At 60.4% G+C, this 26,278-nt stretch carries 24 protein-coding genes and 2 pseudogenes; 21 read left to right on the top strand and 5 right to left on the bottom strand.

Annotated features, from left to right (window positions below; genetic code table 11):
- A partial coding sequence (locus ACWTU8_RS29445) for a porin (RefSeq protein WP_455850906.1) occupies positions 1-316 on the top strand: 316 nt, incomplete at its 5' end.
- A 258-nt stretch (positions 317-574) separates the two neighbouring features.
- On the top strand, positions 575-838 hold the full coding sequence (locus ACWTU8_RS29440) for a hypothetical protein (RefSeq protein ID WP_455850905.1): 264 nt from the start codon (positions 575-577) through the stop codon (positions 836-838).
- Between the two features lie 87 nt (positions 839-925).
- Here ACWTU8_RS29440 and ACWTU8_RS29435 read toward each other — a convergent pair whose 3' ends face one another.
- Positions 926-1,120, bottom strand: coding sequence for a hypothetical protein (locus ACWTU8_RS29435; RefSeq protein WP_455850904.1), 195 nt, complete (start codon positions 1,118-1,120; stop codon positions 926-928).
- Positions 1,121-1,239: 119 nt separating this feature from the next.
- Between ACWTU8_RS29435 and ACWTU8_RS29430 the strand changes: the two are divergent.
- The 9 genes and pseudogenes from ACWTU8_RS29430 (at position 1,240) to rlxS (ending at position 8,724) form a co-directional block, all read left to right on the top strand.
- Positions 1,240-1,457 (top strand): annotated as a pseudogene (locus ACWTU8_RS29430) (helix-turn-helix transcriptional regulator).
- Between the two features lie 395 nt (positions 1,458-1,852).
- The gene (locus tag ACWTU8_RS29425) at positions 1,853-2,815 is read left to right on the top strand and encodes an ArdC family protein (protein ID WP_455850903.1); all 963 of its coding nucleotides are present in this window, start codon (positions 1,853-1,855) and stop codon (positions 2,813-2,815) included.
- A gap of 189 nt (positions 2,816-3,004) precedes the next feature.
- Entirely contained in the window at positions 3,005-3,421 is a 417-nt protein-coding gene (locus ACWTU8_RS29420; protein ID WP_455850902.1) for a DUF2958 domain-containing protein, read from the top strand.
- A 75-nt stretch (positions 3,422-3,496) separates the two neighbouring features.
- Complete coding sequence (locus tag ACWTU8_RS29415; protein WP_455850901.1) at positions 3,497-4,333, top strand: ParB/RepB/Spo0J family partition protein; 837 nt, start codon at positions 3,497-3,499, stop codon at positions 4,331-4,333.
- Positions 4,334-4,866: 533 nt separating this feature from the next.
- Positions 4,867-5,190 (top strand): DUF736 domain-containing protein, encoded by a 324-nt coding sequence (locus ACWTU8_RS29410; RefSeq protein ID WP_455850900.1) that lies wholly within the window; start codon positions 4,867-4,869, stop codon positions 5,188-5,190.
- A gap of 150 nt (positions 5,191-5,340) precedes the next feature.
- Positions 5,341-5,601: a helix-turn-helix transcriptional regulator gene (locus ACWTU8_RS29405; RefSeq protein WP_455850899.1), complete on the top strand. Its 261-nt coding sequence runs from the start codon at positions 5,341-5,343 to the stop codon at positions 5,599-5,601.
- Positions 5,598-6,143 carry a S26 family signal peptidase gene (locus ACWTU8_RS29400; RefSeq protein ID WP_455850898.1) on the top strand — a complete coding sequence of 182 codons (546 nt, stop codon included), beginning with the start codon at positions 5,598-5,600 and terminating at the stop codon, positions 6,141-6,143. The genes ACWTU8_RS29405 and ACWTU8_RS29400 overlap by 4 nt, the downstream gene beginning before the upstream one ends.
- Before the next feature lie 67 nt (positions 6,144-6,210).
- Positions 6,211-6,627, top strand: a pseudogene (locus tag ACWTU8_RS29395) (lytic transglycosylase domain-containing protein); the annotation flags it as partial.
- A 126-nt stretch (positions 6,628-6,753) separates the two neighbouring features.
- Positions 6,754-8,724: a relaxase/mobilization nuclease RlxS gene (rlxS, locus tag ACWTU8_RS29390; protein WP_455850897.1), complete on the top strand. Its 1,971-nt coding sequence runs from the start codon at positions 6,754-6,756 to the stop codon at positions 8,722-8,724.
- A 253-nt stretch (positions 8,725-8,977) separates the two neighbouring features.
- On the opposite strand, the gene ACWTU8_RS29385 is transcribed toward rlxS, so the two are convergent.
- Together ACWTU8_RS29385 and ACWTU8_RS29380 are read right to left on the bottom strand one after the other, a co-directional pair.
- Positions 8,978-9,685 carry a DarT1-associated NADAR antitoxin family protein gene (locus ACWTU8_RS29385; RefSeq protein WP_455850896.1) on the bottom strand — a complete coding sequence of 236 codons (708 nt, stop codon included), beginning with the start codon at positions 9,683-9,685 and terminating at the stop codon, positions 8,978-8,980.
- A complete protein-coding gene (locus tag ACWTU8_RS29380) occupies positions 9,678-10,199 on the bottom strand; it encodes a DarT ssDNA thymidine ADP-ribosyltransferase family protein (protein WP_455850895.1) in 522 nt (173 codons plus the stop codon). Before ACWTU8_RS29380 ends, ACWTU8_RS29385 begins: the two co-directional genes overlap by 8 nt.
- 627 nt (positions 10,200-10,826) lie before the next feature.
- Here ACWTU8_RS29380 and ACWTU8_RS29375 point away from each other — a divergent pair.
- From ACWTU8_RS29375 to ACWTU8_RS29365, 3 genes are all read left to right on the top strand, one after another.
- The gene (locus ACWTU8_RS29375) at positions 10,827-11,066 is read left to right on the top strand and encodes a hypothetical protein (protein ID WP_455850894.1); all 240 of its coding nucleotides are present in this window, start codon (positions 10,827-10,829) and stop codon (positions 11,064-11,066) included.
- Between the two features lie 3 nt (positions 11,067-11,069).
- On the top strand, positions 11,070-12,044 hold the full coding sequence (locus ACWTU8_RS29370) for an AAA family ATPase (RefSeq protein WP_455850893.1): 975 nt from the start codon (positions 11,070-11,072) through the stop codon (positions 12,042-12,044).
- A 186-nt stretch (positions 12,045-12,230) separates the two neighbouring features.
- On the top strand, positions 12,231-14,630 hold the full coding sequence (locus ACWTU8_RS29365; RefSeq protein ID WP_455850892.1) for a S8 family peptidase: 2,400 nt from the start codon (positions 12,231-12,233) through the stop codon (positions 14,628-14,630).
- 8 nt (positions 14,631-14,638) lie between these two features.
- Here the strand turns inward: ACWTU8_RS29365 and ACWTU8_RS29360 are convergent, their stop codons facing one another.
- Positions 14,639-16,468 (bottom strand): CHAT domain-containing protein, encoded by a 1,830-nt coding sequence (locus ACWTU8_RS29360; RefSeq protein WP_455850891.1) that lies wholly within the window; start codon positions 16,466-16,468, stop codon positions 14,639-14,641.
- A gap of 47 nt (positions 16,469-16,515) precedes the next feature.
- The gene (locus ACWTU8_RS29355; RefSeq protein WP_455850890.1) at positions 16,516-17,880 is read right to left on the bottom strand and encodes a lipase/acyltransferase domain-containing protein; all 1,365 of its coding nucleotides are present in this window, start codon (positions 17,878-17,880) and stop codon (positions 16,516-16,518) included.
- Between the two features lie 1,083 nt (positions 17,881-18,963).
- Here ACWTU8_RS29355 and ACWTU8_RS29350 point away from each other — a divergent pair.
- The 7 genes from ACWTU8_RS29350 to trbJ all read left to right on the top strand — a co-directional run bounded on the left by ACWTU8_RS29350 (position 18,964) and on the right by trbJ (position 26,265).
- Positions 18,964-20,994, top strand: coding sequence for a conjugal transfer protein TraG (locus ACWTU8_RS29350; protein WP_455850889.1), 2,031 nt, complete (start codon positions 18,964-18,966; stop codon positions 20,992-20,994).
- A 119-nt stretch (positions 20,995-21,113) separates the two neighbouring features.
- Complete coding sequence (locus ACWTU8_RS29345) at positions 21,114-21,527, top strand: CopG family transcriptional regulator (protein WP_455850888.1); 414 nt, start codon at positions 21,114-21,116, stop codon at positions 21,525-21,527.
- Positions 21,524-22,492: a P-type conjugative transfer ATPase TrbB gene (gene trbB / locus ACWTU8_RS29340; protein ID WP_455850887.1), complete on the top strand. Its 969-nt coding sequence runs from the start codon at positions 21,524-21,526 to the stop codon at positions 22,490-22,492. The genes ACWTU8_RS29345 and trbB overlap by 4 nt, the downstream gene beginning before the upstream one ends.
- Before the next feature lie 11 nt (positions 22,493-22,503).
- Positions 22,504-22,812 carry a TrbC/VirB2 family protein gene (locus ACWTU8_RS29335; RefSeq protein ID WP_455850886.1) on the top strand — a complete coding sequence of 103 codons (309 nt, stop codon included), beginning with the start codon at positions 22,504-22,506 and terminating at the stop codon, positions 22,810-22,812.
- Positions 22,812-23,084: a VirB3 family type IV secretion system protein gene (locus tag ACWTU8_RS29330; protein ID WP_455850885.1), complete on the top strand. Its 273-nt coding sequence runs from the start codon at positions 22,812-22,814 to the stop codon at positions 23,082-23,084. The genes ACWTU8_RS29335 and ACWTU8_RS29330 overlap by 1 nt, the downstream gene beginning before the upstream one ends.
- Positions 23,078-25,543: a conjugal transfer protein TrbE gene (trbE, locus tag ACWTU8_RS29325; RefSeq protein ID WP_455850884.1), complete on the top strand. Its 2,466-nt coding sequence runs from the start codon at positions 23,078-23,080 to the stop codon at positions 25,541-25,543. Before ACWTU8_RS29330 ends, trbE begins: the two co-directional genes overlap by 7 nt.
- Positions 25,540-26,265, top strand: coding sequence for a P-type conjugative transfer protein TrbJ (trbJ, locus tag ACWTU8_RS29320; protein ID WP_455850883.1), 726 nt, complete (start codon positions 25,540-25,542; stop codon positions 26,263-26,265). Before trbE ends, trbJ begins: the two co-directional genes overlap by 4 nt.
- Positions 26,266-26,278 lie beyond the last annotated feature (13 nt).

Below are 26,278 nucleotides of genomic sequence, written 5' to 3'. Positions count from 1 at the left end.
CAACTACACGGATGGCGGCTTCGCAATCCCCGCCGCCGGCCGCGGCATGTACAAGCTGTGGAGCGGCAATTGGGCAGTCTGGGGCGGTGGCACCTACACCATCAACGAGAAAACCTCGTTCAACACCCAGATCTCCTATGACGAGGGCGAGAATCTCGGCGTCGTGGCGAACATCGCCTACGATATCGTCCCCGGCCTGACGATCAAGGCCGAAGCCAGCTACTTCCATCTTGGTGATGAGACCGTCAGCAACTGGACCGGTGCCGATGACGACGACAACTTCGGCGGCCGCCTCCGCTTCCAGCGCTCGTTCTGACGGATCGAAGCATTTAACCATAGCGCCCGACACATAATTGCGTGCGCTAGACTCGCCCGGCCGGCGTTGGCTCAGCGGGATGCCCAAAAAAGGGCTCATCGGCGGCTCCTTCTGAAGTGCTTAGGTCCGCACCTCCGGGATCGAAGCCTGCCGCCGATGCGAGGGGCGCCCTTGACCAAGGCGCCCTTCATTCAAGCCATATAATGTCAGGCGGGCGTCGATTGTTCGGCCAACGCCCTGTGGCTGGGCCATGAAACGATGGAAACGACGCTGACTTATCTTCACACACATCTTGAACTGAAGGAATCCGCACTTGCCAAGCTGAAGCCATATGAACGCGCAAAGGCCAAACGACCGGCTTCTGGAATTCCTGAACGCCCTTTGAGGGTAGAAACTATGCTGAATGTCAACAACCGGTCCTTGGTCGAATCGGCGGGAGAAGCGCCGCACACCGCCATCGGAAAAGGCGCTCGGCATAGTTCGGCGGTCAGCCTAGACCTGCGTATGCCAGGCCCGGCATAGACTACACCGCTCATCTGACCCGGCGAGACTGGGCCTGGGAGTTCTTGCCGCGCTTTGCCAGCCGTTGCGGAACAGGTGTCCCCATCGTCAGCGGCGCCGCCCTTCGACTTGGCCGCGCTTCCATGCCGTGCAACGGTCGGCCATTTCCTCTACGCTGGCATTGTAGGCGCAGGCGTCGAGGATGCGCAGGTAAATGGTGCGATGTTGCCTGTCGTAGCTCGTGATGCTGTCTGACCAGGGGACTTCGTCAGCAATCGGCGTAGTCGATTTCGGCTGTAGCATCGCTAATTCTATCGCCGGAATATGGCCGCCGCGAAGGTTTTCCCCATCGGACTGGAAGCACGATGTGGATTACATATTATAGTTGATAAACTAGGTGCCCAATCCGCTGACCTTCGTGCATGGACATGCGCAGGTTGGTCGACGGAATGTGCAGAGAATCAGGCAAAAAAAGCGTCTGACGCAGGAGCAGCTTGCCGAGATTTCCGGATTCAGCCAGCAGTACATCAGCGGTTTGGAAAAAGGCCGCAGAAATCCGACCATCGTCACGATCTATGAACTCGCATCGGCCCTCGATGTCAGCCACATGGATCTGGTTCGGCCCGACAGACAGGCCTGAGACTTTCGACTTCTAAATCCTTGCTGATCGCCCGCGCGCCTTTTGGCGCGCGCCGGGTGCTCGTGAACCGAGCCCGCTCTTCTTCGCCTTGCTCAGGCAGTCTCGGCCATTCGGCTTCGCCCCCTGGCGCAGGGCAGCCTTTCGGCTGCTGACGGTCGCCGTCCTTCGGCCGTCGCGGTTTTTTTGGTGGCCTTCCCCGGTGGCGCGCGGTGGGCGGCACTCCCTTCTAGGCCCGCCGCGGCGTCCCGCAACCCTTCGCTTGGCGCTCCGGGTCCTCCTCTTCGTTCCGGTCCTGCGGATGCGGTCCGCCTTTGACGTCGGGCCTTTCCGGTCGCTTTCGCCGTCCACCCCGCTTCCGGGGAAAGGCGCGGGATTGAAGAGCGGAGGACCAAACGATGCGTGCAAAACACAAGCGTTCCGGCATCGGAGAGGCTGGCGCAGGCAGGAGCGGGCGCACGGGCGCCAGCCTTTATCAGGAAATCACCGACCGCATCATTGCCGAACTGGAGCGCGGCACCGTGCCATGGGTCAAGCCATGGGGCAGGGCAAAAGCCGGCCTGGGCCTGCCTAGCAACGCGGCCACCGGACGCGCCTATTCCGGCATCAACATCCTGATCCTGTGGGGCGCGGTCATCGAGCGCGCTTTCCCCAGCCAGAACTGGCTCACCTTCCGGCAGGCGCTTGCCCTTGGCGGCAATGTCAGGAAGGGCGAGCGCGGCACGACCATCGTGCATGCCGACCGCTTCATCCCGAAGGACGAAAAGGAGCGCGCCAGGGCCGAGGGCGACGAACCGCAGGCCGTGCCGTATTTGAAGCGCTTCAGCGTCTTCAATGTCGCGCAGTGCGATGGCCTGCCCGAACATCTTTATGCCGCCGCCGAGCCACTGCCCGAGCGCGAGATCGTCCCGCAGGCCGAGGCGCTGATCCATGCAAGCGGTGCTGATTTTCGCATTGGCGGCGATCGCGCTTTCTACATGCCGGGCAGCGACTTTATTCAGGTGCCGCCGCAGCCCGCCTTCTTTCACCAGATCGACTATTACCGCACCTGCTTTCATGAACTTGGCCACTGGACCGGACACCCAACGCGGCTTGCCCGTGACCTCTCCGGCTCGTTCGGCTCCAAGACCTATGCCCGCGAGGAACTGGTCGCTGAGATCGCCGCCGCCTTTGTCTGCTCGGCGCTCGGCAGCGAGCCCACCGTGCGTCATGCCGATTACATCGGCTCGTGGCTGACGGTGCTGCGCGAGGACAACCGCGCCATTTTCCGCGCGGCCAGCCATGCCTCGAAAGCCGCCGATTTCCTGCTTGGCCGCAATGCCTATGACCAAGGCAGCGACCATCAGGATATCGCGGCATGAGCGCGCGCGATCCCCACACGCCAGCGACCGAGACAACGCCGGAAGGCGAGCAGACGCTCATTCCCGGCGTTCGCCCGATCACCGCACGCGGTCGACTTTGGTTTCTGACAGGCGCGCCGCGGCGCCTACGCAAAACGCACAAGCGGCTCGCGCAATCAACTCGACCTGTTCTGACAAGGAGTCCTTCCCATGATCCTGATCACCGATGAACTGCGCGCCCGGCTGCTCGCCAATGGTGCCGCCGACACAGAAACCGACCATTTTCCGGTCGTGAAACTGTTCGATCCGACCGGGGCGGCAACCCGGTTTCTGACCGAACTGCATGCGAACCGCGATACGCTGTTCGGACTTTGCGATCTCGGCTTTGACTGCCCGGAACTCGGCAGCGTCAGTCTTGCCGAGCTTGAAAGCGTCAAGGGAGCGTTTGGCCTCGGCATCGATCGCGATCTGTATTTCGAGGCGCGATTTCCGCTGTCGGTCTATGCCGGGGCAGCGCGCATCGCCGACGACATCACCGAGTCAGAGCGGCTTCTGCGACAGGCTGCGGCGGCACTTTCATATCCCCATTCCGAGCTTCCGCCCGACGCGGCGGGAGAGCGCCGATAGGCGCAAACCGTCCCCGCCGCGCCGCCTTCGGCGTCTTCGGCGGGGACAATCCCAACCCAAGCGAAGGAGAGAACAATGCAGCTTGCTCACATCCCCATCGACCGGCTGAACATATCCGCCGTCAACATGCGGCACGCCAAACGCGCGCCGGACGTTTCCGATATCCTGCCATCCGTTCGAGCGCGCGGCGTCCTTGTGCCGTTTCTGGTGCGGCCCAACGGATCGCCCGAAACGTTTGAAATCGTCGCCGGACGCCGACGCTATTTCGCCGCGAAATCGCTCGCCGACGAGCGCGGCGAGGGTGCTGCCTTACCCTGTGCCATCATGGAGGACGGCGACGACGCCGACGCGCTCGAAGCCTCACTGATCGAAAACATCGCCCGCCTCGATCCCGACGAGGTCTCGCAATGGGAAACGTTCTCCCGGTTGATCCGGGAAGGCCGCACCATTGCCGACATCGCCGCCGACGCCTTCGCTCTCGCCCGCGCATTCGCACGGCTGTTGACGCTGTCCGACGACGATGTCTTGCGCGTTCTCACCATCGTCATGGCCGAGACGCTCGGGGCCGGCAGCGCCGTCATCGAGGCGCTCGGCAGCCATCTAAATGTCGACATGGCCGCTTGCTGGCAAGCCGACGACGCCTTCTTCGAGCTGTTGCGCGACAAGGAAATCGCCAATCTGATGCTCGCCGAAATCGGCGGCAAGCACGTCGCCGACGGCAATGTTTCGGAGAAGGTGAAGACGCAAAAGAAGATCATCCGCGACTTCCTGTCCGGCGAGAACGGCAGGAAAAAAGTCGACGCATGGCTGCCGCGCTGGATGAAATTCCCTGCCGAAAGCTACACCGATCGCGGCGGCTTCCGCACCGCCGATCAGTGGGCCAAGGTGCGGCAGCTGTTCGTGTCGGAATGAGGTAGCCAAGCCCGAGCGGCGGCTCTTCGAAAGCCGCCGCTTGGCACCCTGCTCGGGCGGTACGACTGCACTTCTGCGACTTTTCCGGCGCACACCGCACGCGAAATCCCGACGCCAACTCATCGCCTTCGCCAGCCCTGCGCCGCGCCGGCATGCTTGCCGAGGCGCAACGCCGATAGCCACATCCGCCCGTGGCGACGGTGTCTGAACCTTCGCAAGCCCAATATCCGCGACGCCGCTTGGCTGTAAGTCAGCCGATCGCGCAACCCGTCTCCTACGCGTCTTGAGGGACCATTCCCCTGCGGCTGGCTTGTCGACCTATGGGCGGATCCGGCCCGCCCGAAACCCTCGCCACCAGCTTTTTTCCCCGCCGCCTGCGGCGGCTCCTCGCGCCGCTTCGCTTCAAAAAAGCTGCCCGCTCGGGTCCTCTGCTCACGCTGCGGCCCTGTCGGGTTCAGGCGGTCCGGACGCGCCCATCACGGTCCGCCATCGCAGGGGAATGGTCCCCGGCGACAGCAAAACAGGAGACCAACATGACCGCGATCGGCTACGTTACCAAGCAGGACAATGGCGGCTACAAGGGCCAGCTCAAGACGCTCAGCGTCCGCGCCGACATCGACATCGTGCCCAACCAGGCCAAGGGCGCCGACAACCATCCCGACTTCCGGGTGCTGACCCAAGGCGTCGAAATCGGCGCCGGCTGGATCCGCATCGGCGAGGCGTCCGGCAAGGATTATGTGAGCCTCTCGATCGCCGCCCCGGAGTTCGGCCCGCGAAAACTCTACGCCAATCTCGGCCGCGCTGCCGGCCAGGACGATGACGACACCTACGCCATCATTTGGAACCCGGTCGACTGAACGGCCGAATGCGAGCCTCGCGCCGCAACCGGCGCGGGGCTCCTCCGAAAAAGAGCGGCGAAAACTCATCCCCGACTCTTCGCCCGTTCCGGAAACGACCTCGCTCGCCCATTCTCGCCGTCGCTTCTCCTGAGCGACACGAGGACCATCATGGACGACGAAAACGAGCGCGCCGCCCGCGCCAAAAAGGGCAGCCCGTTTCTGAATACCGCGCAGGCCGCCTTCTATATCGGGCTCTCCCAGCGGACGCTCGAAAAGATGCGGCTCAAAGGCGCCGGCCCGAAGTTCCGCAAGCACGGCCGCTATGTCCGCTATCCCATCGACGAGCTCGACGAGTGGTCGAACGGCCATCCGCAGGACGCTAATCGCGAGGACGGTTCCGCTCCGGCCGACGAAGGAGGCCGCGCATGAGCCGGCGCCCTTCCATCCGCTTTATCGGCAGCGGCCTGCGGCGCGTTCGAGCGCGCATAGTAACCGCCATTGCCACGATTGGCCTCCTTTTGGGCTTCGCAGCACTCGCAAAACCCACCCCTTGGCTGGTCTGGAACGCCTCGGCCAGCGCGCCGGTCGGCCTTTATTGGGTCGGTTCCGCGGCGCCCGCGCGCGACGATCTGGTGCTCGTCCGCCCGCCTGATTACGTGGCCCATCTTGCCGCCGAGCGCGGCTATCTGCCTCGCAATGTGGCGCTGGTCAAACGCCTTGCCGCGCTGCCGAGCGAGCATGTCTGCGCCTTCAAAGACGCCATCATCATCGGCGGCGACATCGTCGCGCGACGGCTCAAAATTGATGCCAAGGGCCGTCCCTTGCCATGGTGGAACGGCTGCCGAGCGCTCGCCGGTGACGAGGTTTTCCTGCTCGGCAGCGACAATGTCGGCTCGTTCGACAGCCGCTATTTCGGGCCGGTGCCGGCCGCAAATATCATCGGGAGGCTCGTGCCGCTATGCACCGAGTGACCCTCCTGCTATTCGGCATGATCGCGATCGCGCCATGCGCCTGTTCCGCCTCGACCGCCGCTGATGCGCTGATCCGCACGATCCGCGCGACAATATCCTCGCCGGGACCGTCTATCTGCGCGCCATGTATGACCGCTTCGGATTTCCCGGCCTGTTTGCCGCCTATAACGCAGGCCCCGAGCGTTACGAAGACCACTTGCAGCGTGGAAAACCCCTGCCAAAGGAAACCGTCGACTATCTCAAACAGCTCAAGGCGGCCGGAGTTTCGGGCGTCGACATCAAGAAATTCAAAAGCGCTCCAAAGGCGCAAGATGCTCCCTCCGGACGATCGCTGTTCTTCCTGCAGCATGGTGTTCGCGCCGGCCCGCGAAACGGCGATCTCTTCTTGCCGCTCGGGAAGGGCGGCCCGCAGCCGAAGAGCCGGATTATTAGCAAAGGGCGGGCGGGGGGCGTCCGGAGGGGCAGGGCGGGTAAGGCAAGATAAAGGCACCGCCTCCACGAGGCGGCGAAGTCTTTGTCTGCACATCGTTTTTGCAGGAGGCTGCCCCGAGGGCCAGGAGGCTCGAGCGGGCAAGTCCCTGCTTTTGCTTGAGATTGCCCGGAGGCTGGCGTGCAGGACGATGAATTCCAGCCGAAGCTCGGCAAAATAGGCTCGCGCGGCTCGAAGGCAGGCAAAAGCTACGCCGGTAAAGTCCGGGCCGCGATCAACAGGGCCGGCGGCAAGCCAGGGGGCGGCAGCCGCTTCACCGGCAGCAGAACAGGACGCGGCGGCGCGGCCGCGGCACTGCTCAGATCACGCGACCGCCATGCCGCCTTTCGCCAGCGCCGGGTCGTCGTCAAGGCGCGCATCGTCAAGCTGGCTGGCAAGGGCCAAGACGGGGCGCGTGCGCATCAGCGCTATATCCAGCGCGACGGCGTCACCCGCGAAGGCGCGCCCGGCGAACTCTACGGCGCCGACAAGGATCGCTTGGACGGCAAGGACTTCCTCGAGCGCGCGGACGGTGACCGGCATCAGTTCCGCCTCATCGTCGCACCCGAAGACGGCATCGAGTATGAGGACCTGAAACCGCTCACCCGGCGCCTCATGCTGCAGATGGAAGAAGATCTCGGCACCAGGCTCGACTGGGTTGCCGTCGACCATTTCAACACCGGCCATCCGCACACCCATATCATCATCCGCGGCAAGGACGACCGCGGCGAGAACCTGGTCATCGCCCGCGAGTATATCTCCACTGGCCTGCGCGAGCGCGCGGCCGAACTGGTGAGCCTCGATCTCGGTCCCCGCACAGACCGCGAGATCGAGCAGCGCCTGCGCCACGAGATGGAGCAGGAACGCTTCACCAGCATCGATCGGCGGCTGCTCGGCATGCGCGACGATGACGGCCTTGTGTCGCCGGACGGCCGCGACATGTTCCGCCAGACGCAGCACCAGGGCCGCCTACGCAAGCTCGAACGGATGGGCCTGGCCGAGGAGGTCGGCGCAGGCCGCTGGCGCCTGGACGATGACCTCGAAGCGACGCTCCGCCGCATCGGCGAGCGCGGCGACACCATCAAGACCATGCACCGTGAGCTGGCCGGCAAGACTCTCACCCGCAGTGCCGCCGATTATATGATCCACGATCGATCTGACCCGCCGGGCCAGCCCGTCGTCGGCCGCGTTGTCGCGCGTGGGCTCGCCGACGAAATCCAAGACCGGCATTACCTCATCGTCGATGGCTTGGATGGCAAAAGCCATTACATTGACATCGGCAGAGGCGAGGCGACAGATCCTATGCCGGAGGGCAGCATCGTGCGTGTCACGCCGAGGAGCACCGACCCGAGGCAGGTCGACCGGACCATTGCCGTGATCGCTGCCGCCCATGACGGTCGCTACAACGTTGACATTCATCTGAAGCGCGATCCGTCAGCTACCGAACGCTTTGCCGAAACGCATGTGCGGCGGCTGGAAGCGATCCGGCGTGCCACTGGCGGCGTGGAGCGCCAGCCCGACGGCACCTGGATCATCACACCGGATCATCTTGACCGTGTCGCCGATTACGAGCGTCAGCGTGCGAGGGCCGAGCCTTTTGTCGTCGACAAGCTCTCGTCAATGCCGCTGGAGCGGCAGGTCAGTTTCGACGGCGCCACCTGGCTCGACCGGGAACTGGTTTCCGACGCGCCGGAGGGCTTGCGCAACTCCGGCTTCGGCCGTGAGGTGCGCGAGGCGCAAGCCCGCCGGCGGCAGTGGCTCATTGCTCAAAGGCTCGCGCACGAAGAGCAGGGCCGGGTCGTCTATCGCGCCAACATGATTTCGATCCTGCGCCAACGTGAGCTGAACCGCGTCGCCGGTCAGCTCTCGGCCGAGCTCGGTCTACCCTTTGCCGAAGCCCAAACTGGCGATCGGATCGAGGGCACGTTGCGACGAGCAGTCGAACTCGCCACTGGCAAATATGCAGTAGTCGAGAAGTCGCGCGAGTTCACCCTCTTGCCGTGGCGGCCGGTGCTTGACCGCCACATCGGCAAAGTGGTCTCCGGCATCGTGCGGCCAGAGGGGATTTCCTGGACGATCGGCCGGCAGAGGAGCGGGCCTACCGTCTCGTGAATGTCCAATGGCGGTACTTGCCGTCCCCACGCTGTTTGGACTGCGCCGTGCGATCGCTGCGCACTTGCCCTGAGCCACTGAGCTTTCCGCGCGTCAACGCTTCTCCGATTTTTCCAGCTCGAGATCGCCGGGTCGAGCTTCCGCTGCTCAAGAGGCGAGCGCTCCCCTCTCGCTGGGTGTTGATGGGAGAGAGCCGTTTGGTTCGCGGCCCTTAGCCCACGTGGTCAGCAGGCCAAACCATCAGCTCCTGCATCTAGATCAGTCGAGCTTGCCTCACCTGAGATTGTGGCCCGGCGGGCCGGGCTGAGTGGGAGACCATTGCGCGAATGAAATGACCTGGCGTTTTTAGGTAGAGCTCCAGCTTACTTTCTCTCATGAGTGACACAAACAGTGCGCAGGAGTTCGCCTGACAATTTACGGATTTGCTCGGATTGAACTCGATGTCGGTAAAGCCCGCATATCGCACCTCTCCATCGACTCGATTTTTGAGCCAGGAACGGTGAGGGAAGATTGCGTTGAGGTAGAGCCAGTCGTAGAAAACTGTCAAAGGCTTCAACGGGAAATCAAACCCAGCAAATCTGAACCCAGCCAACGCCCCGGAATCGCGAAGCCGGGGATCGCGCTTTGCTGTTCTCGGCTCGACCTCATAAAGATCGGTGTACGGCCCACCGCGCTCAAACACCTTGCTACCCTGAAAGGCATTCTCGAGAGGGACTTCGCCAACGCTGGTCATAACTCGCAAGTGAAAAGCGCTGAGATGACGACCAGCAATCTCATCGGACTTGCTCGAGACCTCCAAAAGAGGTGCGTAACCGGCCTTACTCGCCGCGTCGTGAAGCGCTCGGATGTTCTTTTTTTTCTGCACCTCAGCAAAGCCCCCAGCCCAAGGAATCTCGAAATCCAATCGGCGGACGTACCCTTCGCCCTCGCTAGTGGGAATGAAGATTGGTCTCTCAGCCATTGGGTACGTTCCGTATTAGTGAAATGGGGATGAAGCTGGGTACCAGCACCTCATATTTTTCGGCCTGCTTGAGACGCTGTTGAATCTCCGGGTCGGACCAATTCGTTCGCGCGTACAGAACCTCGAAGTCGATCATTGGTTCAGCCTCGCTAATGGGCACCGACTCCACACCGCTCTTGTTTGAGACATCGTTCGTGAAACGAACACCATCGAACTGGATGACCGAGGCGTGAATTTGCAAGAAGATTGTGTCTGTGATCCTTCCATCCTGGCGGGCCGCGTATTCCATCGGATGGTTGTTCCGAAAGCACAGATGAACGTAGTTGCCCATGCCTTTCATCGCATCGGCATCTCGACTCCAATCGTTGCCGCCCGGCGCCGGAATTTTGAAACCACCCTCCTGTAGTTGTGAAAGCGGAAGCAAGCCGCCAATTTCTCGAATGAGCGGCACGTTCCGCCGATCAGTGAAATGATAAAGAAACGGAATTTTCCCAAGCGTATTGATCGCGCTCATCTCACCCCTTCCAGCTCACGCTGCGCCTCACCATACATGTTTCTAAATGGGATGCCGCAAAATGCCCATCGACGCCATCGAAACGAGGGGTGAAGGCTGTATCGTTTGGGCGACGCCGCGCAATGTAGGTCGAGGCAATCGAGCGCACGGCCTCCCGCATCGACGCCGTCCACAGCAGTCATTGCAACATCGAGAATCATCAGAAGCGGATCCCGCTGGTGACGCTGCGCCGAAACGATATGCGGCGGCTGGAGGCGATCCGCTGCATAACGGCGGGCATCGAGTACGGATCTTACGGAATCTGGACAATTGATGATGGTGGATAGCAGACGTCAGCTGCCCCCGGTGGAGCTCGACGACAAGTCACGCAATTGGACGGACGACCGCAGAGAAGCGGGCCCTACGTCTCGTGACGATCGCTTCCCGGTGCTGCCCGAGGATGAATGACCAGCCGCACTGGTACTCGAAAGGTCCCTTGTTACGGCTCGGCTTGAACATGCTGCCATTAAATGCAATATTTGCACTATGCGTGGCAGACCTAAGCGTGTCAGAAATCTTGACCTTGCGAAGAGGTTTGAAGCCTCGCGGGCTGAAAAAGGTCGGAGTTTATCCCTATGCGCGGGATTGATGGGTATTTCGACCTCGACGCTTACACGGTCGCTTAAGGCAGGTTCTTTTTCGGCCGACGTCGAAACGAGGGTGGAGCGGCTTTTAGCGGCCCCGAATTCCGGAGATTCTCAACAAATTGGTGGACAGGCGCATGGCGATCGTATTGACCGTTCGTTGCAAATATTGCGTAAATTCATGCTGACGTTTCCGGACGTGGAAAACGCTATAAGTGACCTGCTGAAAGAGAAGAGAGGCTGACCAATGACGAATGCACGCCAGATCATCGCCATGATCCGTAGTCACGCTACTGGCGACGATGCCCTTTTCCTGTCAATCGCCGAACACATTGCGTTAGATGCTGGGAAGGCGGGGAAGTCAAAGGTTGCCCAGGAAATTCACGCCCTTGTTGAAAGCCTTCGTACAGGGCCGAAAAAGGCGTCGCCCACGCCAATCGCGACACCACGTGGCGAACTGGCGGGCCTTATTCGCGCCTCTTATCCTGAAGTGCATCTCACCGATCTCGTGCTCGGTTCGGATCTTCAGCGGCGCATCCGGCGCTTGGTCCGAGAGCACCGAGAGGCAGATGCCCTGCGCGAGAAAGGTCTTGAACCGCGCCGAAAGTTTTTGTTTTCTGGGCCTCCAGGAACAGGCAAATCCATGACAGCTTCGGCGATCGCGTCGGAACTTGGGCTTCCGCTCTTCACGATCCTGCTAGACGGTGTGATCACAAAATATATGGGTGAGACTGCCGCGAAGTTGAGGCTCATTTTCGACGCGATGAGGAACGTCAGGGGTGTCTACTTCTTCGATGAGGTGGATGCCCTGGCCGCAAGCCGCGGCGCAGAGAATGACATCGGCGAGGCTCGGCGCGTTCTGACCTCATTTCTTCAGTTTCTTGAAGAGGATGACTCCAGAAGCCTTATCATCGCAGCGACGAACCATAGGACGCTGCTGGACCACGCGATATTTAGAAGGTTTCACTCCGCGTTCGTGTATGCGAAGCCCTCATACGAGGAAGCCCGCAAGGTCCTCACCAACAATCTCCTTCAGTTCGAACTGAAGGGCTTGGACTGGGCATCGATCGAGCCGGCTTGCGACGGTCTCAGCCAGGCAGATTTGGTTGCGGCCGCGCATGATGCAGCTCGCGATGCTGTATTGGACCATGATTCACTGCTGACTACGCATGTGCTGTTTCAGTCTCTTAAGGATCGGGCTACTATACACTCGGGCGGGTGACCGAATCGGTCGCCTATTGGGAGATGTATTGTAGTCGCTATGGCGGACCAAAAACTTTATCGGCACATACATATTCGAGGTTTGGGTAGCGCGTCAGAGGAGTACAGGGCCCCTGGAGGCGGCTCCACGAGAAGGCCTTCTCCGATACTCGACCGTCCGACGCACGCGGAGCACCTGCGGGGTCAGTTGGATCAGGTCGCGGGCGGTTTCGAACAGTTCGTGTCCGACCAGAAGAATTCGTCGGTTCCACGAAATCTGCGCGGTATGCCGATTACGGTCGAAGCAAGAAGGTCTGAAAAGCTGCACATATCAGCAGGTGCAAGAGCCAATACACGTGGACTGAAGCTCCTCAACGTGCGTCGAGCATCAAGAACCGAAGGCGAAGTGGCTCACAATAGCGGTCCGGATCGCGCTGTGTTTTTCGTTACTTCCAACACTCTTAAGTCACTCCGCGAAAATATCGAAGCCTACGGTGAGTGGGAGGACGAAGAGGATACGTTTGGCGATCTGAACATTGAAGAGAGTGAGGAGGGCGGCCGACGGCCACGCAACTTCTGGCTGTTCGAAAGCGGTGATACTATTCGCCCTGCGACTCTCAGAGACTTCTGGGTCGATGCCTTGGACAAATTCCCACGCCGAAAGGCCAAAGCCGAATGGGAAGTGTGGCTAAGGCCGGACCTTGAAAAATTCTTCTTGAACGCGCTCAACGAGTTGGGATTAGAAACGTTTGGACGGCCCACGCACTTCGTTGAAACTACGGTACGCAATATTCGCGCAGCTCCTGAAGAGCTTCAGAGCGTCCTTAGAGCGTCGGGCGCCATCGTTGCTCTTCGCAGTGCTTCATCATTTGCGTCAGATTTTAACGAAATGGAACCGGAGCAGAGAGCAGTCGCAGTTGCAAGTTTGGCGGGGCGTGTACTGCCGTCACCCCCTGGCGCCCCTCGAATTGCTATACTCGACACCGGTGTGAACCGCTCGCATCAGCTTCTTCAACGGCTTCTGCCGTCTGATCGTTGCTACACGGTGGAAGGAAGATGGGGCCGAACTGATCATCATGGCCATGGTACACGCATGGCGGGCGCTGCACAGTTCGGCGATCTCGATGGCATCGGGAGATCCACTCGCCCGTTGCATTCCTCGACCGTGCTGGAATCGGTTGTCGTCACACCACCTCCGTCAGGACCGATCGTGCCAGCTCGTGACGCTATCCAGGAGGCCGTCAGGCTGATCGAACGCGAGGCGAGTCCGCGGCTATTTTGTCTGGCACAAACGGCCGCCGGCGAGGCGGAAGATGGAACGCCGACCTCGACCTCGGCTGTACTCGACGCACTGGCTTATGGGGACGGTCAACGAACTCGCCTTTTTTGTGTGGCTGTCGGGAACGCTCCTCACACGGAATTGGAGCCGTATCAGAAGGCCGCCTATGATTCGCGAAACGCCGGGTTCGGCGTTCAATCTCCAGCCCAAGCTCTGAATGCATTAGCTGTGGGGGCGGTAGCATTGAAGGAGCTCCCCGGTGTGGCTGCTCTATCTCCCACTGGTGATCTAGCGCCCACATCTCGTACATCGGAGAGCTGGAAGTCGTTCACCGATTCCGTCCGCTTTTGTAAGCCGGACATCGTTATGGAAGGCGGAAATTTCCTCGTCGACGAAGGCGATGTTTTTTGTCGGCCGTCGCCTCGGCACATGGTAATGACCACAGGCAAAGACGCTCCAGCTAGACCGTTTGCCATGTCAGGGGAGACGAGCACGGCCACGGCACTGGCATCGGGCTTGGCGGCGCGCCTGCTCGCGCAATACCCGCAGATGCGAATGGAAACTATCCGAGCGCTGATGGTGAATTCCGCCGATTGGACGCCAGCGATGCTTGCGCACCAGCGGCGAGCTGCTGCGCGTATCAGACCATCAGATGCCTATGCATTCATTATCAGCCGCTTCGGATGGGGAGTTCCGAACGAGGATCGCTTGTTCGCAAGCGCCGACAACGCTCTCACTTTGGTCGCGGAAGACGACCTCGAACCCTATGAGAATGTCAACGGGAACATACGCTTGAAGGAGATGAAGTACTTCAAGCTACCATGGCCTGGATCGGTCCTGAGGGATCTCGGAACGGCTCAGGTCGAAATGCGTTGCACGCTATCTTATTTCGTCGAGCCAGAACCGCATTCGGTCTCTCGCGATCGCTTGGAAAGGTATCCATCGCACCGACTCCGGTTTGACGTGAAACGTGCTGGTGAAAGTGATGCGTCGGCCCAGCATCGTCTGAATACGCTGGCACCTCACGATGATTCCGGCGGCTACGGCCTGGATGATGGCTGGCTTCTTGGCGAGCGACAGCGAGGTTCGCTGGTGCATGATATTTGGCGAGGGGAGGCATATCGTCTTGCTGACCGAGATGGAATCTCAGTATCGCCTATCAGAGGTTGGTGGGGCGACATCAAGGCCGCCGAGCGCTTCGGGCGAAAGGTCAACTTTTCTCTCGTGGTCTCGATCAGAACCCCCCCTAATACCGGCGACCTCGTTGCCGCTGCCACGGCAAATATTCCTGTCAGACTGCTCGTCGAGCCGATAAAGGCTTTAACCTAACTTTACGTTCAGGTCATACGAGCCATGACGTCGCCGTAGACGAGGTAAGCGAATGGCGTCGCGGAGGTCGCTTTATGGGTTCGTCGCGCACTAAGCATGGCTTGACCCAGTGAGGCCCCAGCCATGATTTGACTGATGTGATCACGCACGACTAGAGACGCAGGTCGGTCTTGAACTGCCCAGATCGGGGCCATCACGCCGCCAAACCGGTTCTCTAGAAGTTTGGCAGCCCAGCCGTCGGCCAAACCGAGCTTCACGCTGGTTGCACCGACTTCACAGGCATTTAAAACGACGAATGTGGAGTCACGTCGGCCTAGCTTGACGCTGCTGTTTACCTGAAAAGCCGAAATTTCGCCGTCCGACATACTTATGGCAGCGGCTGTAGTCCCATCGGCTGCAATGCCATGCCCAGCGAAGTGCAGAATGCCAACCGGTTGGGAGGGCATTTTGTCCGTCCAGAATGCAACAAATTCGCCGCACGTAGCACCAATGCGTTGCGCACCATAGCTCGCAACCAAAAACTCAGCTTCTTCCGCAGCGAACTGAAGCGTTGCCTTGCCGGTGTAGGAGGGCACGCATGTCGCCACGATTCCGCGGTTGAGCTTCCGCGGCATAGCCATTTCATAGTCTGCAAACCATCTCGTTATTGGGTGGGCCAAATAGAGATGGTCCCATTCCACGTCGTTCCCGTTCTGCGGGCGCATCATCTCCCAGGGTACATACGGTTCATCAGTTATGATCTGGATTGGGAAATGGGGACCAAGAACGTCATTGAGATGAAAATAGAGATCCTTGAATGCATTTGGCGCTCTTTTCCAAATGTCTTCGCCAATGCCCTGGAGAACGCCTGCGTGAACACCCGGGGCCAGGGTAGGGCAAGCATTCAGCAGGGTCTGCGCAAATTCCCGGGTGGTATCTCCAAGACCGACGAGTTCACTTGCGCGGCCGCCGCCGCTCTTGTGTTCTCTTGGTGCGGAACACGACCAGATGTATGTGCCTTTGTCATCGGCCTTGAGAATCTTCAACGTTAGCTCTGGAGCTGCAGCACCTATAGCCAGACCCATCGAACCTTTGGGCGGATCTGCAGGGGTAGCGATCCGGGGAGCTGCAGTCGCATCAGGTTTCTGAATTGCGAATTCCCTTCGGGCGGCTCCGGTAAAGCGGCCTTGGAGTTCGAACGCGGCCAGAACCCTCACGCCTTCCCCGGCTAAATCGGGATCTACCGTAGCCTCGAAACGCGCTGGGAGAGAGTTGCCGTTTCGGACGATCGTAATCGTGCCAGTGTTGGCGCCGGAGGCAAAGCGAAGATGTTTCGAGTTTACCTCCACATCCACGTCAAGAGTCTTCCAACCCGCCTCCAGATCCGAAAGCTCTATCGCCTCCGCCTCTGTGTTATCGTGCCTTGTCCGATCAAGGTTTACTTCGAACCGAAATACATCACCCGGTCGTGGCTGTTCGTCCGAGCTGATCGCCGGAAACCGCCTAACCGTTCTGTCGGTGTCGACTGTCACATTCCCGGTAACACGGGTATCTTTGGAATTCCCAGCAATGCCCTTTGAGGGACTGCCGAAATATTCGATGTCGCCCGCAGGGCTGAATGGAGCGGTCACCTCAATATCAATGTTGACCTTCGAGGCCTCCGGGTACGATCGCGCAAGCTCTTCGATATACCTTCTGACTGCTTCCGTGGCAACTTGTCCCGTTATCGTTAGCGTATTGTGCTGAAAGGCAGCTTCGAGCCAAAAAATCTCGAGTGTATATTGCTCGATTTTTCGGACGATCGGTTCCCAACCATCAGTAATACGCATCCGATCGCGAGCGACGATTTGGTCTCTCACGTCCTGATGGAAGCTCCAGGACCAAGCCCTACTATTCCAGGGCGTCTTCAACTGACAACCATGATTACATCGGCCGCGGGACGATGACCTTTGCCTGAAACCTCGATTCTGTAGGTACCAGGTCCAAGTTTGATGCTATTGCTGTAGTAACCTGAATGGTCGGGATGCAGGCGCTCATAGAGACCTTCTGCTGATCCCTCCAACGAACTGATTGTAACATTAAGATACTGAACATAGCGCGACGGTTTCGCCGAGACGACGAAGCGCTCGTTCGCAAGGTGCACATCTCCAACTTTTAATCCGATAGTATTGGCGCCTGTGACGCGAAAGGCGTCATCCTCGATTGACCTCTCTGTTAAAACACCGTGGAGATGATCGATCGTAGCGTCATCGCTTTGGAGGCAAGAATGGGTATTCGGCACGTACGTGCAATAGTGCATGCCAAGGCCTGTAGGAACTGCCGACACACGCGGCACAGTACCATCTCCCAGATGAGTTCCCGACGGATGGTTCTCTTTCATCACAAGCCCGCTCCCGATCAATGTCGCTGATTCGGTCGTTGGTTGTTCAATACCGACGACCGGTCTTATCAGCGGCGGTTTGGCGGCGTATTGTTCCATGGATGCGTTTGTCTCTTGTGCGTGACTTATTTCCTGATGGAACTCTACGGCATGAATCGCGCGCATGCGGCTCAAATTTGGAAGATCGATTTCAGAAACGCGAACTGGATTTGCGTCAGTGGACGTCGTTATGAAGGGGTAGGTTGGCAGCAGCTGATAGCACGAGTCGAATGATCGCAGCGCCTCCGTAGCGTCGGCAATCGTTGCAGGCCCGAACCCGAGCTTATATCCATTGCAAAGCGACGATAGCGAGTTTCCAGACCCGCGGAATGGCGTTCCTATCGCGATAATGGACCGAGTGATCTTCCACCCTTCCATGCACTCGACGAAATGGCGAGCGACCAGCCCACCCATTGAGTGAGCCACAAAAACAATTTGAGCCTGTTCATCTCCGCTCTGCGCGCGCCATCGAGCTAGTCTCTCGTGGGCCATGCGAGCTAACTTCCGAGAGGAAACCCGATTGCTGCGTCGCCAGTCATAAGCGAAATGAAACAGATTCCGTCCCGGTTTGAGTGTTCCGCGGCTGAGCAGGGCCTGCGTCAGAATCGAGTAGCCGCCGAGTTTCTCGAGGCCCGGGACGATTGTTATGTTGTCGACTAGTGCGCTCGCTGCGATGCCGTCTCCGAGATCATCGAGGGACTCGTCTTCGGGGCCAGTCAGCCGAATTTGGTTCATTATGTCGCCGAATTTCATACGCCACGTCGCTGCCAGTGACGCGTTCCAAATAGCCTTTCCGTCCTTTGCGAGAACGGAGCCCGATATTCCGGGAAGCACAATGACCAGATCTGACATGGGTGTTTCCGAATCAATGCAGCCAGAGCGACAACTTTTATTTTTTAGTACCTTGTCCGATGCCGGCAGATAAGCCGGGGCAAGGTTTTGGGGATGGCGCCAAGTGAAATTCTATGACTATCCCACGAGATTCCGCCACATTTTTCCCGCTTGTGACCAGCATCCAGGGGCAAGATTTTCGGTGGCTAATCACCACTGTGTTAGACCTCGATTGCGACCGGGGCCACAGCCGGGATCATTAATAACGCCGGATCCGGCAGCACGGTTCGCCCTTGGCGCGGGCGAGGGCTTGCCTCGACATTCACCTCCCGACGCTCTCTGTACCAGCGGCATCAAGCTGACATTGGGTGCGTAGGCACACAATGAGGTTTGAGCGATCTCGGCGCGTCCGATTGCTCGATCGGATATAGCACCGCTTTGTCGATTTTGATGAACATAGGGTTGACCCTGAAACTGTTCGACCGCGTCTTCTAGACTCAAATAGATGGCAGAGACAGAATCTCCCTCGCATCATTCATAATGCAATAGTTTGTTGCACACCGCGAGCGATTACCTGCTTGATCAGCAGGGCGGATCACGCGGTCCCGCGGCGCCGGGGAGTCGATTCTCTGGCACAGGCCCTCTCGACTTGGCCCCGACTGCTGGACGAGTTGGGCAGGTTTGACGTTGGGACCCTACGCCTGCAAGCCAAGACAGCCGAACGGTCAGCGCCTATATCACCGAGACCATCGCTGCTGATCATGGGGCAGCGACGGCTCTTTCAGGTTGAGACTGCAGGATGCGGGTTCGGCGCAAACTATGACTGGTCTTGCTCCGCTTTTGATACTGCTGGCGAACGGGTTGGACCGATTGAGCCCGGCTCGGCGTCAGGCTGTGGCGCTTGGGCGAATGCAACTGAAGGCTGCTGCACAGCACCACTCAGATCGGCGGCCGGGGCAAAGATCCAACGTGTTTGCTACCTGTTCTCACGCGGCAATTTTGAGACTAGAGGTCCCATCTTCGCACTCAATCGCACTTAGGGGACGTTCCAGTTTTCATCCGGCGACGCGATGATTGGCCACCTATCTGAGGGTGGATCAACCGATGACACCTACGAGGCTCCTGATCGGCCAGATCGCCGTCGTGTTCGCCATCGTCATTGTCGGTGTCTGGGCCGCAACGCAATGGTGCGCTCATATGCTGGACCATCAGGCGCTGCTCGGGGCGCCGTGGTTCATCGCGGGGGGATGGCCGATCTACAAGCCGTGGAAACTCTTTGAATGGTGGTTCCATTTCGACGCGTATGCGCCCGAGGTTTTCGACAAGGCCGGCACGCTTGCCGGAGCCAGCGGGTTCCTGAGTTGCGCCGCTGCGATCGCAGGCTCGCTCTGGCGCGCGCGGCAGCGCGGGTTAGTGACTACCTATGGTTCCTCACGATGGGCCGCGACGCGGGAAATTGAGAAGGCGGGGCTGTTTCGGCCAGCTGGCGTTTTCCTTGGCAAATTGCAGGACCGTTATTTGCGCCATGACGGGCCCGAGCACGTCATGGCCTTTGCCCCGACACGTTCCGGCAAGGGCGTGGGTTTGGTGGTTCCAACACTTCTTTCCTGGACCGGATCGGCCGTCGTTCACGATATCAAAGGCGAGAACTGGCAACTGACCGCCGGCTGGCGGTCGAAGTTCTCGTATTGCCTCCTGTTCAATCCGACAGATCCAAAATCGGCGCGCTATAATCCGCTCCTTGAAGTGCGCAAAGGCCCCAACGAGGTTCGCGACGTCCAGAACATTGCCGATATCTTGGTCGATCCAGAAGGCGCGCTCGAGCGGCGCAATCATTGGGAGAAGACCAGTCATTCCCTTCTGGTCGGCGCCATCCTGCACGTGCTCTATGCCGAAGAAGAAAAGACGCTTGCGCGCGTCGCCACGTTCTTATCGGATCCGCAACGCTCGTTCGCCGCAACGCTGCAGCGGATGATGACCACCAACCATCTCGGCACAGCGGATAAGCCCCAGGTCCATCCTGTCGTGGCCTCGGCGGCGCGCGAGGTGCTGAACAAATCGGAGAACGAGCGTTCCGGCGTTCTCTCCACCGCCATGTCGTTCCTCGGGCTCTATCGCGATCCAACCGTTGCCGCGGCAACATCGGCCTGCGATTGGCGCATTGCCGATCTAATGGAAGCCGAGCGGCCGCTGTCGCTCTACCTTGTAGTGCCGCCATCCGACATCTCGCGCACCAAGCCGCTAGTGCGACTGGTCCTCAATCAGATCGGCAGACGCCTGACGGAGAGGCTTGAGGGCGATCCGAAGAAGACCCGCAGGCATCACCTGCTCATGATGCTGGATGAGTTCCCGGCGCTCGGCCGGCTCGACTTCTTCGAAACCGCGCTCGCCTTCATGGCGGGCTACGGCATCCGCGCCTATCTGATCGCGCAATCCCTGAACCAGATATCGAAGGCCTATGGCGAGAACAACGCCATTCTCGATAACTGCCATGTGCGCATTGCCTTTTCCTCCAATGACGACCGCACGGCCAAACGTGTCTCGGACGCGCTGGGTACCGCGACCGAACTCAGATCGATGCGCAACTATGCCGGCCATCGGCTGGCGCCCTGGCTTTCACACGTCATGGTAAGCCGACAGGAGACTGCCCGTCCGCTACTGACGCCGGGCGAAGTGATGCAGCTGCCGCCCTCCGATGAACTGGTGCTGGTTTCGGGGTTACCGCCGCTCCGCGCGAAAAAGCTGCGCTACTATCAGGACCAGAATTTCACCGAACGGGTGCTGCCTTCGCCGGTCCTGCGCGACGGTCTTTATGCTGACTGTCCTGCGCGGCGCCCTGACGATTGGAGCGGACAGGTGCGCGGTGTAGATCGTCGTCTCGCTGCCGACGACGAAACTGCTGGCGCGGGGATCGAAGACGAGGGTGGCGTCCAGCAGCAGCGTCATCCGGGTCTGCCCGAAGAACACATCCCCGTCTCTCAAGAGCTCGATCAGAGCGACTTGTCCAACTCCGCCGACGATGACAGCGAGGCGATGGCGGACAAACGGGTCATGGACCGGATTTCCACGGCTGCGCGTGCCTACGGCCTCAACGAGGGCAGGGGCGAGGGGAAGGACATCGTGCCCGGCTTCTGAATGCGTTCCGCAGCGGGTCGCATCTCAGCGTAAATAACGGCCATAACCGATTTCGAAGATCTCGCAGATGTTCGTCCCCGTCGCCGGCGCACCGGCGCCGTTGAACGGAATATCCCGCCATGAAGTCCCACCGCATTCGTCACCAGTTTCTGCTTGGCCCCGAGCTAAGCGAAAAGCTGGAGAACCTCAGCCGTGATCCCTCGACCACCAAATCCGAGGTCGTGGCGAAAGCGGTCGAGGCTTTCATCGAGCGGCGTGGCGAGAACGAGCTCGACCGGCGCTATGGCAAAAGGCTCGACCGTCTTTCTCGTGACCTGGACCATGTCAGGCGCGATGTCGAGATGATCCTTGAGAGCCTCGCGCTCTTCATCCGCTTTTCGATCACGCTTCATGCCCACACGCCGGTCCCGGACAGGGCAACACAGGCGATCGCCCAGGAACGCTTCGACAAATTCGTCGAGCAGGTCGGCCGTCAGATCGCTTCCGGAAAACGTGCGCTTGGCAACGACAACGGCAGAGGAGCGGAAGGATGAGCTCTCATCCGGAAGCCGACCACCGCCGCCATGCCATGCTGCGCACGGCCATGGGACCTGCAATCACCGAAGCACTTGCCGACCCGGCGGTGATCGAGGTCATGGTCAATCCCGACGGCGCACTGCGGCTCGATCGGCTGGGCGAGGGTCGGGTCCATACCGGCGTGCACATGCATCCTTCCGAGGCGGAGCGCATCGTCCGCCTGGTCGCCTCTCACGTGCGCGCCGAGGCGCATGCGGACAAGCCGATTGTCAGCGCCGAATTGCCGTCCGGCGAGCGCTTCGAGGGCTTGCTGCCGCCCGTCGTGCTGGCGCCATGCTTCGCGATCCGCAAGCCCGCGGCAAAACTCTACACGCTGGCCAACTATGTCGCCGATCGCATCATGCTGCCGCTGCAAGCCGATGCGTTGAAGAAGGCGATCCGCGATCGCCGCAACATCCTGGTTGCCGGCGGCACCTCATCGGGCAAGACCACGCTTGCCAATGCGCTGTTGGCAGAAGTCGCCGAATGCGACGAGCGAGTGATCCTGATCGAGGACACACGCGAACTGCAATGCGCGGCCAAGGACTGCGTTGCCTTAAGGACGAGGCGGGGGTCCGTCACGCTTGCCGATCTCGTGCGCTCGACGCTGCGGCTCAGACCCGATCGCATCATCGTCGGCGAAGTTCGGGGCGCGGAAGCGCTCGACATGCTGAAGGCATGGAACACTGGGCACCCCGGCGGCATCGCCACGGTTCACGCCAACTCGGCGCGTTCCGCCCTCTATCGAATCGAGCAGCTCGCCCAGGAAGCCGTCGTTGCCGTTCCCCGCCGCCTCATCGCGGATGCCATTGATCTGATCGTCTTCATCGCCGGCCGCGGATCCTCGCGCCGCATCGATGCGATCGCCGAGGTCGCCGGCCTCGACGGCAGTGGCGACTACGCCGTCACCCCGCTCACGCTTTCGCAACTCCAGCAGCTTTGAAAGGTTTTCTCATGAGCAAGAAGCTCCGCGTTCTTTCGCCCGCCGCCGTCGCGTTTCTGCTTAGCGCGCCGGCTTACGCGGCCGGCTCCGGCATGCCTTGGGAACAGCCGCTGCAGCAGATTCTCGAGTCGGTGCAGGGACCGGTCGCCAAGATCGTCGCGGTAATCATCATCATCACGACCGGCCTCACCCTTGCTTTCGGTGACACGGCAGGCGGGTTTCGCCGGCTCATCCAGATCGTCTTCGGCCTCTCGATCGCCTTCGCCGCATCAAGCTTCTTCCTTTCCTTCTTCTCCTTTGGCGGCGGGGCACTTGTCTGATGACCGCCGGCGAACAGCATATCGAGGGCTTCGAGGTTCCCGTTCATCGGGCCTTGACCGAGCCCATTCTGCTCGCTGGTGCGCCGCGAGCGGTGGCGATCCTCAATGGTACGGTGGCGGCAGCCATCGGTCTTGGTCTGCAGCAATGGATTGCCGGCCTGGTGCTCTGGCTTGCCGGCCACACGCTCGCGGTCTTTGCCGCCCGACGCGATCCGGATTTTCCCAGCGTGCTCGTCCGCCACCTTCGTCTGAAGGGATGGCTGGCATGCTGAACCTTTCGGAATATCGCGGCAAAGCCGAGCGGCTTGCCGATCATCTGCCCTGGGCCGCATTGGTCGCGCCTGGTATCGTCCTCAACAAGGACGGCAGTTTTCAGCGGACCTTGCGGTTCCGCGGGCCCGATCTCGAAAGCGCGACGGAAGCCGAACTCGTCGGCAATTGCGCCCGGGCGAACAATGCGCTCAGACGTCTCGGCTCCGGCTGGGCACTGTTCTTCGAGGCCGAGCGCACCGAAGCTCTGGGCTATCCAAACTCGCATTTTCCCGACGCAGCGTCATGGCTGGTCGACGAAGAACGCCGTGCAGCCTTCGAGGCCAAGGTCGCCCACTTCGAGAGCCGCTATCACCTGACCTTGGTGTTCATGCCGCCGCCGGACAGCCAGGCGCGGGCAGAAAGCGCGCTTGTCGACTCACATCGTTCGGAAGACGAAAGAGACTGGCGCCGGGAGCTGGCGCGGTTTCGCGATGAGACCGACCGTATCCTGGATCTCCTTTCGGGCTTCATGCCCGAAGTGCGCGCACTCGACGACGCCGAGACGCTGACCTATCTGCACGGCACAATCTCGAGCCGTCGGCATCCGGTCGCCGTGCCGGAAACGCCGATGTATCTCGACGGCATCCTAGTCGATGCGCCGCTTACCGGCGGCTTGGAGCCGATGCTGGGCGAACAGCATCTGCGCACCCTCACCATCCTCGGTTTCCCCAACCTGACCCGGCCCGGAATCCTCGACGCCCTCAACCATCAGGATTTCGCCTATCGCTGGGTGACGCGGTTTATTCCGCTCGACAAGACGGAAGCCACGAAAACACTGACGCGGTTGCGCCGGCAGTGGTTTGCCAAGCGCAAATCGATCGCCGCCATCCTGCGCGAAGTAGTGACCAACGAGCCCGTGCCGCTCGTTGATAGCGATGCCGACAACAAGGCCCTGGATGCCGATGCCGCCCTCCAGGCATTGGGCGGCGATCATGTCGGCTTCGGCTATCTCACCACAACGGTGACGGTTTGGGACGAGGACCATCAAGCCGCCGCGGACAAACTTCGCGCGGTGGAGCGCATCGTTAACGGGCTCGGTTTCACCACGATCCGAGAAGGCATCAATGCGGTCGAGGCGTGGCTCGGCTCCTTGCCCGGCCATGTCTATGCCAATGTTCGCCAGCCGCTCATTCACACCCTGAACCTTGCCCATCTCATGCCGCTGTCGTCGGTATGGATTGGTCCGGCGGCGAACGAGCATCTCGCCAAGATCACCCAGCGAGAGGCCCCGCCGCTTCTCCTTGCTGACACCAGCGGGTCGACCCCGTTTCGGCTTTCCACTCACGTCGACGATGTCGGCCACATGCTGATCGTTGGTCCGACCGGCGCCGGCAAGTCGGTGCTCCTTGCGCTAATCGCCTTGCAGTTCCAGCGCTATGCCGGCGCGCAGGTCTATGTCTTCGACAAAGGCAATTCAGCCCGCGCGGCGACACTGGCCATGGGGGGAGAGCATCACGCACTCGGCGCGGACGGTGCGCTTGCCTTCCAGCCGCTGCGCAACATTGGTGACGAGGCTACGCGCAGTTGGGCAGCCGAATGGATCGCCGGCCTTATTGACAATGAGAACGTTACCGTCACGCCTGAGGTGAAGGAGGCAATCTGGTCGGCGCTCAGCAGCCTCGCTACCGCGCCAGCGCAAGAACGCACGCTGACCGGCCTGTCGGTGCTGCTTCAGTCCAATGCGCTGAAGTCGGCACTCATGCCTTACACGCTCGACGGCCCTTTCGGCCGGCTGCTCGATGCCGATGATGATCGGCTGGCGCTGTCGGATGTTCAGTGTTTCGAGACCGAGGAGCTGATGCATCAGGAAAGCGCCATGCTGCCGGTGCTCACTTATCTGTTCCATCGCCTCGAGGAGCGGTTCGATGGGCGGCCGACGCTGCTGATGCTCGACGAGGCTTGGGTCTACCTGGACAACCCTCTGTTCGCCGCCCGCATCCGCGAATGGCTGAAGGTGCTGCGAAAGAAGAACGTGTCGGTGATCTTCGCCACCCAGTCGCTTGCCGATATCGCTGGCTCCGCAATAGCGCCCGCTATCATCGAGAGCTGCCCCCAGCGCATTTTCCTGCCGAATGATCGTGCCGTGGAACCGCAGGCGCGGGCTGCCTACGATCGGTTTGGCCTGAACGAGCGGCAGATCGAGTTGGTCGCCCGCGCCACGCCGAAGCGTCACTACTATCTGCAGTCGCGCCGCGGCAACCGCCTCTTCGAGCTTGGGCTCGGCCCCGTGGCACTTGCGCTTTGCGGCGCCTCCGACCCGGCCACGCAGACCCTGATCGACAGCGTCCTGTCCGAGCACGGGCAGGGCAGGTTTGCCACCCACTTCCTGAATGCGCGCGGCCTCGATTGGGCCGCCGAGCTTCTCCGCCAATTCCCTCAATTAGACCTTCCTCAACCAAACAAGGAGCAATCGTCATGATGGGACGCCGCCTTTTCACCGGCCTGATCACCGTTTCCCTGATGGCCAAACCAATGGCTGACTACGTCCAGCCAGCTTACGCTCTTATTGTGTTCGATCCGTCGAACTATTCTCAGAACGTGCTGACTGCGGCGCGCGCATTGGAGCAGATCAACAATCAGATCCAGTCGCTGCAGAACCAGGCGACCATGCTGCAGAATATGGCGCGCAATCTTCAGCGCCTCGATTTCTCCTCGGTCGGCCAACTCACCGGTGCGCTCCATCGCGTCGACGGGTTGATGGAGCAGGCGAGTGGTTTGAGCTTTGATCTCAACAAGCTTCAAGACCAGTGGCGCAAGCAATATCCGGAAAGTTACGACGCGACGAGCAAGGTCAGCGATGTGGCGAGCGCCGCGCGCGAGCGCTGGCAGAACGCCATGAAGGCTTTCCGCCAGACGATGGATGTGCAGTCGCAAATCGTCGAGAACGTGCGTTCCGACGGCGATCTGCTTGCCGATCTCGTCAACCGCAGCCAGGGCGCCGCCGGTGCGCTTGAGGCGAGCCAGGCCACCAACCAGCTGATGGCGCTTTCGACCAAGCAGCAGATGCAGATCCAGACGCTCTTGGCGACGCAGTTTCGGGCTGAGGCCGAGGATGCCGCCCGCAAGGCGCAGTCCGAGGAAGCCGCCCGCGAGACGACGCGACGCTTCCTTGGCTCCGGCACCGCCTATCCTGGCAACTGAGCATCAGTTCTTT

This window comes from Mesorhizobium sp. BHbdii, from assembly GCF_053848045.1.
The sequence above is the reverse complement of the archived record's forward strand: the minus strand, read 5'-3'. Positions and strand labels throughout refer to the sequence as shown.

Coding starts and splice junctions, on each gene's coding strand:
- ACWTU8_RS29440 (WP_455850905.1), top strand. CDS start 575: ATGGAAACGACGCTGACTTATCTTCACACACATCTTGAACTGAAGGAA.
- ACWTU8_RS29435 (WP_455850904.1), bottom strand. CDS start 1,120: ATGCTACAGCCGAAATCGACTACGCCGATTGCTGACGAAGTCCCCTGG.
- ACWTU8_RS29425 (WP_455850903.1), top strand. CDS start 1,853: ATGCGTGCAAAACACAAGCGTTCCGGCATCGGAGAGGCTGGCGCAGGC.
- ACWTU8_RS29420 (WP_455850902.1), top strand. CDS start 3,005: ATGATCCTGATCACCGATGAACTGCGCGCCCGGCTGCTCGCCAATGGT.
- ACWTU8_RS29415 (WP_455850901.1), top strand. CDS start 3,497: ATGCAGCTTGCTCACATCCCCATCGACCGGCTGAACATATCCGCCGTC.
- ACWTU8_RS29410 (WP_455850900.1), top strand. CDS start 4,867: ATGACCGCGATCGGCTACGTTACCAAGCAGGACAATGGCGGCTACAAG.
- ACWTU8_RS29405 (WP_455850899.1), top strand. CDS start 5,341: ATGGACGACGAAAACGAGCGCGCCGCCCGCGCCAAAAAGGGCAGCCCG.
- ACWTU8_RS29400 (WP_455850898.1), top strand. CDS start 5,598: ATGAGCCGGCGCCCTTCCATCCGCTTTATCGGCAGCGGCCTGCGGCGC.
- ACWTU8_RS29385 (WP_455850896.1), bottom strand. CDS start 9,685: ATGGCTGAGAGACCAATCTTCATTCCCACTAGCGAGGGCGAAGGGTAC.
- ACWTU8_RS29380 (WP_455850895.1), bottom strand. CDS start 10,199: ATGAGCGCGATCAATACGCTTGGGAAAATTCCGTTTCTTTATCATTTC.
- ACWTU8_RS29375 (WP_455850894.1), top strand. CDS start 10,827: ATGGGTATTTCGACCTCGACGCTTACACGGTCGCTTAAGGCAGGTTCT.
- ACWTU8_RS29370 (WP_455850893.1), top strand. CDS start 11,070: ATGACGAATGCACGCCAGATCATCGCCATGATCCGTAGTCACGCTACT.
- ACWTU8_RS29355 (WP_455850890.1), bottom strand. CDS start 17,880: ATGTCAGATCTGGTCATTGTGCTTCCCGGAATATCGGGCTCCGTTCTC.
- ACWTU8_RS29350 (WP_455850889.1), top strand. CDS start 18,964: ATGACACCTACGAGGCTCCTGATCGGCCAGATCGCCGTCGTGTTCGCC.
- ACWTU8_RS29345 (WP_455850888.1), top strand. CDS start 21,114: ATGAAGTCCCACCGCATTCGTCACCAGTTTCTGCTTGGCCCCGAGCTA.
- trbB (WP_455850887.1), top strand. CDS start 21,524: ATGAGCTCTCATCCGGAAGCCGACCACCGCCGCCATGCCATGCTGCGC.
- ACWTU8_RS29335 (WP_455850886.1), top strand. CDS start 22,504: ATGAGCAAGAAGCTCCGCGTTCTTTCGCCCGCCGCCGTCGCGTTTCTG.
- ACWTU8_RS29330 (WP_455850885.1), top strand. CDS start 22,812: ATGACCGCCGGCGAACAGCATATCGAGGGCTTCGAGGTTCCCGTTCAT.
- trbE (WP_455850884.1), top strand. CDS start 23,078: ATGCTGAACCTTTCGGAATATCGCGGCAAAGCCGAGCGGCTTGCCGAT.
- trbJ (WP_455850883.1), top strand. CDS start 25,540: ATGATGGGACGCCGCCTTTTCACCGGCCTGATCACCGTTTCCCTGATG.